This window comes from Niveibacterium terrae (genome assembly GCF_048213115.1).
GTDB classification, from domain to species: Bacteria; Pseudomonadota; Gammaproteobacteria; order Burkholderiales; family Rhodocyclaceae; genus Niveibacterium; species Niveibacterium terrae.
Genome location: NZ_CP172404.1, coordinates 1,913,809 through 1,927,220, shown reverse-complemented (window position 1 = coordinate 1,927,220; position 13,412 = coordinate 1,913,809). Strand labels below are relative to the sequence as shown.

The window sequence follows — 13,412 nt, the reverse complement described above, 5'->3', positions numbered from 1 at the left end:
CGCGAAAGGCGCTCAGCGCGAAGAGGCGAGCCAGATCAAAGCCGCCATCCTTCCGGTCACACGCTCGCGGCGATAGGAGTAAAAGCGGCTCGGGTCGGCCACCGTCGAAACCCCGCCGCCGCTGATCGCTGCGGGCGCGAGACCCAGCTTCTCCAGCCGCAGACGCGCCAGCGCGAAGATGTCCGCGTACCAGCGATCCCCTTGTCCAGCACAAAAAGCCTGCTGAGCGAGAGGGGAATCCGCAAGGAAAGCTTCGCGCACTTCGGGTCCGACTTCGAAGGCTTCGGGACCGATCGCCGGCCCCATCCAGGCCAGCACGTCCTGCGGCGGGCAGGCCATCGCTTGCAGAGTCCGGTCCAGCACTCCGGCCGCAAGTCCGCGCCAACCGGCATGAGCGGCCGCAACGACCGTGCCCGAGCGGTCGCAGAAGAGCACGGGCAGGCAGTCGGCGACCATGACGACGCAGACTTCACCCGCCGAGCGCGAAACCGATGCATCGGCCTCCTCGCCGGCGGGGCTGGACGCCGCGACGACACGGGTGCCGTGCACCTGTTTGAGCCAGCAAGGCGAGGCGGGAAGCTGCTCGGCGAGGCTCATCCGATTGCGCGCGACCGTGTCGGCATCGTCCCCGACGTGGTCGCCCAGATTGAGGCCCGCATAGGGCGGCAGGCTGTGCCCGCCGATCCGGGTCGTGAAAAGCGCACGGACATTGGCCGGAGCGGCCCACTCAGGGAATACGAACCCGCTCTTCATCGCGTCTCTCCTCTCAGGCCGGCCAGAAGCGCGGCGAAGTCCTCGGGCAGCGCTGACTCCCAGTGCATAGCCTCGCCCGTGCGCGGATGGATCAGACCCAGCCGCCACGCGTGCAGCGCCTGGCGGTGAAAGACCGGCTCGCCGCGATTGCCGCCATAGACCGCATCGCCGACCAGCGGGTGGCCCAGGTGCGCCATATGAACCCGGATCTGGTGGGTGCGGCCAGTCTCCAGGCTGCACTCGACCAGAGTGCAGCGCTCGAAACGCTCGCAGACGCGCACCTGGGTCCGCGCCTCGCGTCCGCCCGAATGCACGGCCATCTTGATCCTCTGGGTCGGGTGGCGGCCGATCGGCGCATCGACAAGCATGCCCTGCCTGAGGCTGCCGCGCGCCAGCGCATAGTATTGGCGCTTGACCGTGCGCGCCTGGAGCTGGCGCACCAGATCGGTCTGCGCGACTTCATTTTTCGCGACGACCAGCAGGCCGCTGGTGTCCTTGTCGAGACGGTGGACGATGCCGGCGCGGGGCAGAGCCGCCGAACTCGGGCAGTGGTGGAGCAGCGCGTTGAGCAAAGTGCCACTCCAGTTGCCGCTCCCCGGATGGACGACGAGGCCGGCCGGCTTGTCGATCACAATGATGTCCATATCCTCATAGAGGATGGTCAGCGGGATATCCTCAGCCTCTTCGGCACGATCGGAGGGCGCCTCGACGAGCTCGACAGCAAGCTTTTCGCCGCCGTGCAGCTTGCGTTTCGGGTCGTCGACGAGCTTTTCGTCCACGCTGACTCGCCCCTCCCTGATCCAGGTCTGGAGACGGTTTCGGGAATGCTCCGGAAACAATTGGGCCAGCGACTGGTCCAGCCTGAGCCCGCCATGTTCGAGAGGAACCTGTCTGTATTCCAAGCCAGAGGGAGAGCTTCCGTTATACTTCACGCTTTGTCCTGCCACGGGTGCCTTGATGCCGATTTTGCGAGCGCGTAGTTTAGCCGCAACCCTTGTCCTGCTGAGCACGCTCAGCGCCTGTTCGACGCTAGGTTCCTGGTTTTCGACCGACAAGGACGAAGGAATAGACAAGCGAACAGCCGAAGAGATCTACGCCGACGCGAAAGACAAGCTCGACAACGCGATGTACGACAGCGCGGCGAAGACCTTCGAGAAGCTCGAAGCGAAGTTCCCCTACGGTCGCTATGCGCAGCAAGCCCAGCTCGAGATTGCCTACGCATACTACAAGGGCGGAGACCCTGCCTCGTCGCTGGCCGCAATCGAACGCTTCGTCAAGATGCACCCGAACCACCCCAACGTCGATTACGCCTACTACCTGAAGGGGCTGATCAACTTCAACGAGGATCAGGGCCTGTTCTCGCTGATTTCGCGGCAGGACATCCGCGAGCGCGACCCGAAAGCGGTTCAGGACTCCTACGACGCGTTCAAGGAACTGGTGACCCGCTTCCCGAACAGTCGCTACGCCGAGGATTCGAAGATCAGGATGAGCTATCTGATCAATTCTCTGGCCCAGTACCAGATTTACGTCGCACGCTATTACCAGAACCGTGGAGCCCATCTGGCCGCCGCGAACCGCGCCCAAGTCACGCTGCGCCGCTTCCCGCAGTCGCCCGCCTCCGAGGAAGCGCTGGCTATCCTCTATTCGAGCTACAGCAAGATGGGCATGAACGATCTGGCCAGCGATGCGCGCCGGGTCCTGATCCAGAACTACCCGAAGAGCGTCTTCCTCGCCGAAGTCACGCCCGAGAAAAGGGCCTGGTGGAAGCTCTGGTGAGCAGCCCACGCGCAGAAAAAAGCCGCTGAACTCCAGCGGCTTTTTTTATGGGCGGGAGCCTTGTATCAGCTCTGCCCCAGCCAGGCGTTGCGCCGCGCCCTCACCGGAGCCGAGGCACGCGCGGCGAGGCTGAGCTTCGCCTTGATCGCTTCGGGCTCGGCGAGAACCAGCTCGGTCTCGATCAGCTCGTCGCGACGGAAGGCGTGGACTTTCAGCACATCGCCGGCGGCGTGACGGGCGAGCAGCCCGTCGAGCCGGGAGGCGCTGATTCTGAGTCCGTCAAGCGCGATCAGCGTGTCTCCGGCCGAAAGCCCCGCGCGGTGGGCGGGACCGTCCGGATAGACATTGACGAGACGCAGCTGATCGCCGTCAGCCGCCGTTTTCGCGCCGAGCACCGGCGCTTCGCTCTCGGCATCCCAGGCGAGCTCGACACCGACGCCGTGCAAGACCTTCTGCAGCGGCAACTCTTCGCAGCCCTCGGTCAGCGCATGCACGAGGCGGCCCAGATCGATGCCGGTCGCGGCGCGGATGATCTCCGGCATCTCGTCCTCGGCGACGCCGGCGGAATCCTCGCCGCGCTGCGCCCACAGATGGCGCATCACGTCGTCGAGCGAACGCTCGCCACCGCTCTTCTCGCGCAGCGCGAGGTCGAGGCACAGCGCGACCAGAGCACCCTTCGTGTAATAGCTGACGATCGCGTTCGGCGAGTTCTCGTCCTGGCGGTAGTACTTGATCCACGCGTCGAAAGAGGACTCGGTCAGCGACTGCACTTTGCGACCGGCGGCGCGGCGCACCCCATTGACGGTCTTCGCGACGATCTTCAGATACTCGTCCGGCGAGATCAGTCCCGCGCGCACCAGCGCCAGATCGTCGTAATACGAAGTGAAGCCCTCGAACAGCCACAGCAGCTTCGTGTAGTTTTCCTGCGCCAGGTCGTAGGGTTTGAAAGCCGCGGGCTTGATCCGCTTGACGTTCCACGAGTGCAGATACTCGTGACTGCACAGGCCCAGAAAGCCGATGTAGCCCTCGCTCGGCTTCTTCATGCCGCGCCACGGAAGATCGTTCCGCGACGCGAGCAGCGCGGTCGAAGCGCGATGTTCCAGCCCGCCGTGGCCTTCGCCGATCACCGTGGTCAGGAAGACATAGCGCGCGAAGGGCGGAGGCGCGTCGCCGAACAGCGCGCACTGCTCCGTGCAGGCCTTTTCGAGATCGACGGCGAGCCTTGCGGTGTCGCAGTCGTGCGCACCGTTGATGAAGAACTCGTGCGGCACGCCGCGGACCTGGAATTCGAAGCGGGTCAGCCGCCCCATCTCGACCGGATGGTCGATCAGCTCGTCGTAGCTGGCGGCCTCGTAGTCGCCGAAGCCGTGCCGCGGGGCGCCGGCTTCGGGCAGAGCGGTCGCGACGATCCAGTCGCTCAGCGCCGGATCGCTCGGCGCATCGATCGTGACCCGGTGCGGCTGATGTTCGCGCCCTTCAACGGCGATGAAGACCTGGGTGCCGTTGAAGAAACCGTGGCTGCGGTCGAGGTGAGCGCAGCGCACCGACAGATCCCAGGCATAGACCGCATAGCTGATCTTCAGGCTGGACGCGCCGGCGGGCAGCTTGCCCAGCTGCCAGCGGTGTTTGTCAGTCTTCGCGATGGGGACGCTCGTGCCATCCGCTTCGGCGCGCAGCCAGACGATGTTGCGCGCGAACTCGCGGATCATGTAGCTGCCCGGAATCCAGACCGGCAGCGAAAAGCGCATGCCGGACTGCGGTGCGTCCAGTTCGAGTTCGACCTCGAACAGGTGGGCCGCCGGATCGACCGGGCGGATCGTGTAGTGCAGTGCCGCCATCTCAGAGCCCCTTCTTTGCTGCACCGCGCTGGCCGGTGATCTCGTCAAAGAAGGCGCGCGAGTCGCTCTTGCGGCCGAGGAATTCCTCGACGATCTTCTGGGCCGGCACTTCGCCGCCGCGCTCGAGAACCAGACGGCGATAGCGCGCGCCGATCTCGGGGTTCATCACGTCATCGCCCCAGGCCGAGACCATGTCCATCGCCATCACCAGCGACCACATGTAGCCGTAGTAACCGGCGCCATAGCCGCCCACAAGGTGTCCGAAGCTGGCCGGGAACATCGTGTCCTCGACATAGCCCATCCGGCTCTTCTCCTCGATCGCCCGCCAGTCGGCGAGCGGATCTCCGGACGGCTGGGTCGTCAGCTTCATGTCGTAGCTCGCATAGACCCACTGGCGAGCGAACTGGATGCCCTGACCGAACTTGCGCGCCTGCTCCATCCGCGCGATCAGGCCGGAGTCGATCGGTTTGCAGCTCGGGCAGACCGCCGAGAAGCGCTTGAGCGACTCAGGGCGACGCGCCCATTCCTCGTACATCTGCGAAGGCGCTTCGACGAAATCCTGGCGCACCGAAGTGCCGGCGAGCATGCCGTAGCGGGTTCGCGACAGCACGCCGTGCAGGATGTGGCCGAACTCGTGGAACAGCGTCTCGAGCTGATCCTGGCTGAAACCTTCGCGCGAGAAGTTCGTGACCAGCGTGCTGACCGGCGTGCGATCGAGCGCACGGCTCGCGCTGCGCACCGAGAAGGCCGCGGCGTGCTTGTACTTGCCATCGCGCGGATAGAGGTCCAGATAGAAGCTCGACAGATAGGCGCCAGTTTTCGCATCAAAGATGTCAAAGGCCTTGACGTCCTTGTGCCAGACGGGAAGCTTCCCATTCGCCTCAAAGCGCAGCCCGTACAGGTGGGCGCTGACGTCGAAGAGCCAGCTCAGAGTCGCATCAACCGGGAACTGAGCACGCACTTCGGCCGGATCGACGTGGAAGCGTTCGCGGCGCAGCTTCTGCTCGTAATAACGCAGATCCCAGTAACGGAAAGCTGCGTCGGCCTTGCCGGTCTCGGCGCGCTTCATCGCGGTCAGCTCGGCGAGCTCGCGCTCTTCGACCGGCGCGACCTGACGGACGACTTCGCCGAGGAAGCCCTGAACCGCCTCGACCTTGCCGGCCATATGGTGTTTGAGGATCAGCGAAGCGTAGTTCGGCTCGCCGAACAGGCCGGCCAAAACCTGCCACTGTTTGACGACCTCGGCGAGGATCGCGAGATTCTTCTCGCCGCCGCGCCGGGTGAAGGCGCGGTAGAAACGCTCCCGGCTCGCCTCGACGCTCGCGTTCTCGAGCACCGCTTCGGCGTCCGGATAATCGAGACCGACGATCAGACGGCCGTCGGCATCGCGCTTGGCCTGCGCGAGATAGGTGGCGGGCACGCCGGCGAGCTCGGCTTCACTGAAGGCGAGCGTCGTCTTCTCGTCGCGGACGTTGCGCGAGAAATCCTGGGCCAGAGCGTCGATGCGCTCGAAAGCGGCGCGCGCCGCGGCCCTCTTGTCCTTGGCCAGCCCCACGCCGCGCTCGTCGAAGCGTTCGAGCAAGCGCGCGAGGTTCTCACGCTCGACCGGATCCTTGCCCTGTGCCGATTTGACGCGCGCATAGAGCGCCTCGCTCTGGTAATACTCGCCATCGAAAGCGGAGAGCTTGAGCACGCAGTCGACGGCCGCGGCTCTCAAGGCTGGATCGGGATGAGTCTCGGCAGCGAGGCCCAGCGGACCATTCAGGTCTTCGAGCCCCATCTGGATCGCGTTCCAGTCGGCGAGCAGGCGCGTCGCGCGGATCTTCGCGAGCGGAGTCTTCTCCAGCGCGCCGATGCGGGTGCGCGCGCGAGAAATCGTCGAAGCGCAGACGCCGGGAATCGCGGTTGAAGCCGGAATCACGAAGGCACCGGCGAGGCCGACTTTCGGGGCGGCCTGAGCCGGGACGAGGGCCGCGCCAAGCGCGAGCGCGATCAGGGATGAGCGGACAGACATGGGGGGAAACTCCGTCGTAACGCAGGTGTAGGAGGGCTTGTGCCCCACGCATGATGCCGTGAATCGCCGCGAGGCGGGAGCGAGGGCGCGACGCTGACAGTCGCGAATGCGCCAAGCTCGTAGAATGGTGCTTTTCGGACAGGCCGATGCCTTTGCGATGCCCATTACCCTGACCTGGCTGGAAGCCGGGCGCCCCGACTTCCCCGACATCGAGCGAGCGCTCGACGATCCCGCCGGACTGCTCGCCGCGGGAGGAAGCCTCGCCCCGGATTGGCTGATCGAAGCCTACCGGCGCGGAATCTTCCCGTGGTACTCGCGCGGAGAACCCATTCTGTGGTGGTCTCCGGACCCGCGCATGGTGCTCTTCCCCGACGAGATCCGGATCAGCCGCTCACTCGCCAAGCGTCTGAAGCGAGGCGAAGCGCAAGTGCGCTGCGACAGCGCTTTCACCGAACTCATCACTGCCTGCGCGGCGCCGCGCGCCGGCGCCAGCGGCACTTGGATCACCGCGGAGATGCTTGAGGCTTATCTGCGCCTCTTCACTCTGGGCTGGGCACACAGCGTCGAAACCTGGATGGACGGGGAGCTCGTCGGCGGTCTCTACGGGATCGCGATCGGCAAAGTGTTCTATGGTGAATCGATGTTCTCGCGCGCCGACGACGCCTCGAAGATCGCCCTCGCTCATCTGGCGAAGGATCTGGCGCGGCGGGGCTTCGCGGTCATAGACTGCCAGATGAAGACCGCGCATCTGGCATCGATGGGCGCACGGGAGATCGGCCGCGCCGAGTTCAAGACTCTGCTCGCCGCCCATGCGTCAGGAGAGCCCGAGCGCTGGGCGAGCGCGCGGATGCAGGACCTTGCCTGGGGGAGCGCCAAAAGATGAGCCGCCTCGGAGAACTTCCCTTCCTGCAGTTCTATGCGACCGCGCCCTACCCCTGCTCCTATCTCGCCGGGCGGACCGCCCGCTCCCAGGTCGCAACCCCCGGCCACATCATCGACACCCGGCTCTATGCAGAGCTGGTGCGCAACGGTTTCCGGCGCAGCGGCGTCTTCACCTACCGCCCCTGGTGCGAGCACTGCAAGGCCTGCATTCCGGTCCGGATCGCGATCGAGGCCTTCTCGCCCGACCGCAGCCAGCGGCGGGCGCTAAAGGCCGGACAGGATCTGCAGATCCACGAGCATCCGCTGCGCTTCAACGATGAGCACTACGCGCTCTATCTGCGCTACCAGGAGAGTCGCCACAGCGGCGGCGGGATGGATCAGGACAGCCGCGAGCAATACACGCATTTTCTGCTGCAGAGCAACGTGGATACCCGCCTCGTCGAATTCCGTAGCGCAGGCGGGCTGAAGATGGTCAGCATCATCGACTGCCTGCCCGATGGACTCTCCAGCGTCTATACGTTCTACGATCCCGAGGACAGAGCGGGCCTCGGCACTTTCTCGGTGCTCTGGCAGGCCGGTGTCTGCAGCAAGCTGGGCCTGCCCTATCTCTACCTCGGCTACTGGATACGCGACTGCCGCAAGATGAACTACAAGCGCCGCTTCCGCGGCCTCGAAGGCCGCGTCGACGGTGACTGGCGGGCGCTGAGCGAAGCCGATTTCGTGCTGCTCGGTTGAAGCCAAAGCCTCGCCGCGGATTACGCGAAGAAACGCGGATAAATTCAGAGTCTTGAATCTGCTCCGCGAGATCCGCGGCTAAGCCTTTTCGAGCTTACAGGAAGCGGTCGAGCAGCTTGCGGCTGTGGCGGTCCAGCGAAGGCAGGTCGCGGATCAGGAATTCGATGCCGTGGCTGTCGGCGATCAGCAGCATGTTCTCGGCGAGGCGGCGGATGTCCTCCTCCCCGCGCAGGATGAAGCTGGTCTCGCCCCGGTCGGTCTCGACGGTCCAGGTGCTGGGCGTCGCAAACGTCGACACCCGTTTCAGCGCGCGGATCTCGGGCACGAACTCGCGCGCGGCGAGCTCCGTCTCGATCTCGCCGCGCAGTTCAGCAGGAAGATCGGCGAGCCGCTCGATCCAGACAAGCTCGTGACCGTCCTGGCTCAGCAGCGAGACATTCTCTTCGGGCGCCGCGATCGGGAAGGCGCGCGCCGGAACCACGTTCTCGTGGCGCTCCCCCTGCGCGTCGATCATGACCAGGCGGCCCAAGGCATTGCGTTCGAGTTTCCAGTCGCTCATCGCGCCCTCACTGTTCGAGCAGCGCTTCGGCATTGCGAGCCTGCGCCTGGTAGAGACGGTAATACGCGCCTTCGCGCGCCATCAGTTCGTCGTGACTGCCGACTTCGACGATCTGGCCGCGATCCATGACGACCAGCCGGTCGGCCTTGCGCAGCGTGGACAGCCGGTGCGCAATCGCGATCGTCGTCCGCCCCTTGACCAGGTTGTCCAGCGCGCGCTGGATCTCCTTTTCGGTCTCGGTATCGACCGATGAAGTCGCTTCGTCGAGGATCAGCATCCGCGGGTTGATCAGCAGCGCCCGGGCGATCGAGATGCGCTGGCGCTCGCCGCCGGAGAGGCCCTGGCCGCGCTCGCCAACCAGCGAATCGTAGCCCTGGGGCAGGCGCAGAATGAACTCGTGGGCATGGGCGGCGCGCGCCGCCGCGATGATCTCGCTGCGCGTCGCATCGGGCTTGCCGTAGGCGATGTTGTCGGCGATCGTCCCGAAGAACAGGAAAGGCTCCTGCAGGACCAGGCCGATGTTGCGACGATACTCGGCCAGCGTCAGCGAGCGGGTATCGACCCCGTCGATCCGGATCGCCCCTTCGGTCACGTCGTAGAAGCGGCAGATCAGGTTCACCAGCGTGCTCTTGCCCGAACCGCTGTGGCCGACCAGACCGATCATCTCGCCGGGCTGGATGTTCAGCGACAGGCCGCGGATCACCGCGCGGTTGCCATAGCGAAAACCGATGTCGCGGATGTCGATCTCGCCCTTGACCCGCTCCAGGTGCACGGGCTGGGTCGGCTCGGGAACGTTCGAGACGTGATCGAGCACGTCGAAGATCCGCTTCGCGCCCGCCGCCGCCTTCTGGGTCACCGAGACGATACGGCTCATCGAATCGAGCCGGCTGTAGAAGCGGCCGATATAGGCGAGGAAGGCGGTCAGCGTACCGACCGTGATGTCGTGATGGGAGACCTGCCAGATGCCGAAAGCCCAGACGATCAGCAGGCCCACTTCGGTCAGGAAGGAGACCGTCGGCGTGAAGAGCGACCAGGTCCGGTTGAGCCGGTCGTTGATCAGCAGGTTGTGCCGGTTTGCTTCGCGAAAACGCTTCGCTTCGCGCTTTTCCTGGGCGAAAGCCTTGACGACGCGCACCCCGGGAATCGTGTCGGCGAGGATATTCGTCACTTCGCCCCAGACCCGGTCTATCTTCTCGAAGCCGGTGCGCAGCTTGTCGCGCACCATGTGGATCATCCACGCGATGAAGGGCAGAGGCAGCAGCGTGATCAGCGCAAGCCAGGGATTGATCCGGAACAGGATGACCGAGGTCATCGCCAGCATCAGCACGTCGGACAGGAAGTCGAGCAGGTGCAGAGACAGGAAGACGCTGATCCGGTCCGACTCCGAACCGATCCGCGAGATCAGATCGCCGGTGCGCTTGCCGCCGAAATATTCGAGCGAGAGCTGCATCAGGTGCTCATAGGTGCTCGTGCGCAGGTCGGCACTGATCCGCTCGGAGGCGAGCGCGAGGATGTAGGTCTTGCCCCAGCCCAAGGCCCAGGAGACGACGGAGGCGGCGCACAGCCCGCCCAGATAGAGCGCAACGACCGAAGGATCGATGCGGTGGCCGTTCTGGAACGGAATCAGCACATCGTCCATCAGCGGCATGTACAGATAGGGCGAAACCAGGGTCGCCGCGGTCGCGCCGAGCATCAGCAGGAAACCGGACAAGAGCTGACCCTGGTAGGGCCTTGCGAAGCGCCAGAGCCGGAACAGGGTCCAGGTCGAAGGCGGAGTCAGCAGCTCGCGAGTGCAGATCGGGCACTCCTCCTGGCCGGGTTCGAGAGGGGTCTTGCAGTTCGGGCAGGCCGCGACCGAAGGCGGGCGCTGCGCTGCGCCCGAGCAGAGGTTCGCCTGTGCCTCTTCGAAGGCCTCGATCAACCGCAGCGCGAGGATGTTGTGCGCGAGCGTGTAGCGCCAAAGCCCGAGACGGCGGCCTCCTTCGCGCAGCTCAAGGCTGCCCACACCGGCGTAATCCGTATGCAGAAGCTCCAGCCCCTCGCCCAAGGGCCAAACCTGCCACTGGCTCTCCCCGGCCTGCCAGGCGAGCAGGCGACGGTCGGTCTGCACGAGCAGGCCTTCGGAGAAGCGCAGCGCGGGATCGAGATCGATCTGCAGCCAGGCGACGATCCGCTCATCCGCTTCGAGTCTGTCGCCGAGTCGGTGCAGCCAGTGGGGAGGCAAGCGGGAAGGACTGCGGCCCGCGCCGGAATCCGCAACGGAAAGTTTATCTGAGGTCATCACATGAGGTTTCGAGGCACGGGGAAAACCCCGCCCCGGTACATCCCGGGAATCGGCATCCGCCCGGCACCGCTCAGGCAAAGCGGTGCACACGGTCCAGCATGCCATGGCCAGAGTTTGACATCGATACCGCGCCAAATAGCCCGGTATCGCCAGAGCCAAGTATACTCCAGCCCCCTGATCAGAAATTCTGCCCAGCGAGAGCCTGTCTCATTGCCGGCACGAAGCGTTCTTTTCCGCTCCGCGAACCGACTTCCGTCATCCTCTCGTACAATGCCCGGTGTGCCCATGGGTCAACCGAACGATGCCAGGCGCGTTGATCGGAAGAAACTCTGGCCAACCGTGTCGCCAAGGCCAGCAGGTCAAAACTGAAGATGACAAAGAAAGAAATAACGTTTCTAAGGGTCACGCACCTGCGCGGACCGAATATCTGGACCTATCGCCCGATCATCGAAGCCTGGGTGGATATCGGCGCTTTCGAGGAAGCGCCGTCGAACACTCTGCCCGGCTTCACGGATAGATTGACAGCCTGGCTTCCTGGCCTGATCGAACATCGCTGCGGAATCGGCGAGCGCGGAGGCTTCATCGAACGCCTCAGGGACGGGACCTGGATCGGTCACGTTCTCGAACACGTCGCTATCGAGCTGCAGAACCAGGCCGGACTGCCGACCGGTTTCGGCCAGACCCGCAGCACACCCGAGAAAGGTATCTACAAGGTCGTGTTCCGGGCCCGCGACGAGCACGTCGGCCGCGCGGCCCTCGCGGCCGCCCGCGAGCTGGTGCTCGCCGCGGTCGAGGACCGTCCCTTCGATGTCGCAGCAACGCTCGCCAAGCTGCGCGAGCTCGTCGATGACCGCTACCTCGGTCCGAGCACGGCCAGCATCGTCGATGCCGCCTCTGCGCGCAAAATCCCCGCAATCAGACTCAACGAAGGCAATCTGGTTCAACTCGGTTACGGTGCGCGCCAGAGACGGATCTGGACCGCCGAGACCGACCAGACCAGTGCGATCGCCGAAGGCATCTCGCGCGACAAGGATCTGACCAAGAGGCTGTTGCAGTCCTGCGGCGTTCCGGTTCCCGAAGGCGAGATCGTGCACAGCGCCGCCGAGGCCTGGGAAGCGGCCGAGGACATCGGGCTGCCTGTCGTGATCAAGCCGGTCGACGGCAACCACGGCCGCGGCGTCTCGCTGGACCTCAATACCCGTGAAGACGTCGAAGCCGCCTATGCGCTGGCCGAACCGGAAGGCAGCGACGTGATCGTCGAACGCTGCATCCACGGCGACGAGCACCGGCTCCTCGTGGTCGGCGGCAAGATGATCGCTGCGGCCGGAGGCGAAGCGGCCTCGATCGTCGGCGACGGCAAGAACACGATTCGCACGCTGATCGACCTTCAGCTGAACACCGACCCGCGCCGCGGTCTGACCGAGGATTTCCCGCTCAACCGCATCCTCGTCGACGAAGATCCGGCCATCGTGCTGGATCTGGCCCGCCGCGGCCTGACGCCCGAATCGATTCCGGAGGCCGGCCTTGACGTGCTGATCCAGCGCAACGGCAACGTCGCCGTCGACGTCACCGACAAGGTCCATCCCGATGTCGCTGCAGCCGTATCGCTGGCTGCCCGCGTCGTCGGTCTCGACATCGCCGGCGTCGACCTCGTGACCGAGGACATCTCGCGCCCGCTCGCCGAGACGAAGGGCGCGATCGTCGAAGTCAATGCCGGCCCCGGCCTGCTGATGCACATCAAGCCCTTTGACGGGCCGGGCCAGCCGGTGGGTCAGGCGATCGTCGATCACCTGTTCCCCGCTGACGAGAACGGCCGCATTCCGGTCGTTGGCATCACCGGCTCGCAGCATACGACCGCGATCGCCCGCCTTGTCGCCTGGCTGCTTCGCCTGAACGGCAATTTTGTCGGCCTGGCCTGCCGCGATGGGCTTTTCCTCGCCCGCCGTCAGGTCGAGAAAGCCGATCGTGCCAATGTCGATGCCGCCCGGCGCGTACTGATGAACCGCCAGGTCGATGCGGCGGTGTTCGAAAACAGCGCCGAGTCCATCCTCAGCGAGGGGCTCGCCTACGATCGCTGCCAGGTCGGCGTGGTGACCGCTCTGGAACTCTCTCCCGAGCTCTCCGCCTACTATGTGCGCGACGACGAACAGATGTTCAAGGTGCTGCGCACCCAGATCGATATCGTGCTGCCCGATGGCGCCGCGGTGCTCAACGCCCAGGACGAGCAGGTCGTCGCGATGGCGCCGCTGTGCGATGGCGAAGTCGTCTTCTACAGCCTCGATCCGCAAGCGCCTGCGCTCCAGCCCCATCTGCAAGGCGGAGGGCGCGCGGTCTACCTGCGCGGCGAGAACATCGTGCTGGCGACCGGCGAAGAAGAGCTTGAGCTGACCGATCTCGCAACGGTCGAGAAGGTGCGGATCGGACAGGCGCCGGTTGCCCCCGCCGCAATGCTCGCGGCGATCGCGACCGCCTGGGCTCTGGGAATCTCCGAGGATCTGGTTCGCGCCGGAGTCGAAACTTTCGAAACCGCGTCGAGCACTTCGGGCACCCACTGATCGCTCTCCGATATCA

At 65.1% G+C, this 13,412-nt stretch carries 10 protein-coding genes; 4 read left to right on the top strand and 6 right to left on the bottom strand.

All coding sequences use genetic code 11. From position 1 onward, the window contains the following. Positions 1-12: 12 nt before the first annotated feature. On the bottom strand, positions 13-753 hold the full coding sequence (gene pgeF / locus ACHFB9_RS08905; RefSeq protein ID WP_417071240.1) for a peptidoglycan editing factor PgeF: 741 nt from the start codon (positions 751-753) through the stop codon (positions 13-15). Next, entirely contained in the window at positions 750-1,700 is a 951-nt protein-coding gene (gene rluD, locus ACHFB9_RS08900) for a 23S rRNA pseudouridine(1911/1915/1917) synthase RluD (RefSeq protein WP_417071239.1), read from the bottom strand. Before rluD ends, pgeF begins: the two co-directional genes overlap by 4 nt. 10 nt (positions 1,701-1,710) lie before the next feature. Here rluD and ACHFB9_RS08895 point away from each other — a divergent pair, with 10 nt between their 5' ends. Further along, entirely contained in the window at positions 1,711-2,529 is an 819-nt protein-coding gene (locus tag ACHFB9_RS08895) for an outer membrane protein assembly factor BamD (protein WP_417071238.1), read from the top strand. A gap of 65 nt (positions 2,530-2,594) precedes the next feature. Here ACHFB9_RS08895 and ACHFB9_RS08890 read toward each other — a convergent pair whose 3' ends face one another. Beyond that, entirely contained in the window at positions 2,595-4,367 is a 1,773-nt protein-coding gene (locus ACHFB9_RS08890) for a M61 family metallopeptidase (protein WP_417071237.1), read from the bottom strand. 1 nt (position 4,368) lies between these two features. Further along, the gene (locus tag ACHFB9_RS08885; protein WP_417071235.1) at positions 4,369-6,381 is read right to left on the bottom strand and encodes a M3 family metallopeptidase; all 2,013 of its coding nucleotides are present in this window, start codon (positions 6,379-6,381) and stop codon (positions 4,369-4,371) included. Between the two features lie 157 nt (positions 6,382-6,538). Between ACHFB9_RS08885 and aat the strand changes: the two genes are divergently transcribed. Together aat and ACHFB9_RS08875 are read left to right on the top strand one after the other, a co-directional pair. Continuing rightward, positions 6,539-7,264, top strand: a complete 726-nt coding sequence (aat, locus tag ACHFB9_RS08880; protein WP_417071233.1) for a leucyl/phenylalanyl-tRNA--protein transferase — start codon at positions 6,539-6,541, stop codon at positions 7,262-7,264. Beyond that, complete coding sequence (locus tag ACHFB9_RS08875) at positions 7,261-7,998, top strand: arginyltransferase (protein WP_417071231.1); 738 nt, start codon at positions 7,261-7,263, stop codon at positions 7,996-7,998. Before aat ends, ACHFB9_RS08875 begins: the two co-directional genes overlap by 4 nt. A 94-nt stretch (positions 7,999-8,092) precedes the next feature. Here the strand turns inward: ACHFB9_RS08875 and ACHFB9_RS08870 are convergent, their stop codons facing one another. Further along, complete coding sequence (locus tag ACHFB9_RS08870; RefSeq protein ID WP_417071229.1) at positions 8,093-8,557, bottom strand: DUF1854 domain-containing protein; 465 nt, start codon at positions 8,555-8,557, stop codon at positions 8,093-8,095. Positions 8,558-8,564: 7 nt separating this feature from the next. Further along, a complete protein-coding gene (locus ACHFB9_RS08865; protein ID WP_417071227.1) occupies positions 8,565-10,781 on the bottom strand; it encodes an ABC transporter transmembrane domain-containing protein in 2,217 nt (738 codons plus the stop codon). A 431-nt stretch (positions 10,782-11,212) separates the two neighbouring features. Between ACHFB9_RS08865 and cphA the strand changes: the two genes are divergently transcribed. Further along, complete coding sequence (cphA, locus tag ACHFB9_RS08860) at positions 11,213-13,396, top strand: cyanophycin synthetase (RefSeq protein ID WP_417071225.1); 2,184 nt, start codon at positions 11,213-11,215, stop codon at positions 13,394-13,396. Positions 13,397-13,412 lie beyond the last annotated feature (16 nt).

Excerpts from the sequence above, each read along its gene's own strand:
- ACHFB9_RS08875 (WP_417071231.1), top strand. The coding sequence starts at position 7,261 with ATGAGCCGCCTCGGAGAACTTCCCTTCCTGCAGTTCTATGCGACCGCG.
- pgeF (WP_417071240.1), bottom strand. The coding sequence starts at position 753 with ATGAAGAGCGGGTTCGTATTCCCTGAGTGGGCCGCTCCGGCCAATGTC.
- ACHFB9_RS08890 (WP_417071237.1), bottom strand. The coding sequence starts at position 4,367 with ATGGCGGCACTGCACTACACGATCCGCCCGGTCGATCCGGCGGCCCAC.
- cphA (WP_417071225.1), top strand. The coding sequence starts at position 11,213 with ATGACAAAGAAAGAAATAACGTTTCTAAGGGTCACGCACCTGCGCGGA.
- ACHFB9_RS08885 (WP_417071235.1), bottom strand. The coding sequence starts at position 6,381 with ATGTCTGTCCGCTCATCCCTGATCGCGCTCGCGCTTGGCGCGGCCCTC.
- aat (WP_417071233.1), top strand. The coding sequence starts at position 6,539 with ATGCCCATTACCCTGACCTGGCTGGAAGCCGGGCGCCCCGACTTCCCC.
- ACHFB9_RS08895 (WP_417071238.1), top strand. The coding sequence starts at position 1,711 with ATGCCGATTTTGCGAGCGCGTAGTTTAGCCGCAACCCTTGTCCTGCTG.
- ACHFB9_RS08870 (WP_417071229.1), bottom strand. The coding sequence starts at position 8,557 with ATGAGCGACTGGAAACTCGAACGCAATGCCTTGGGCCGCCTGGTCATG.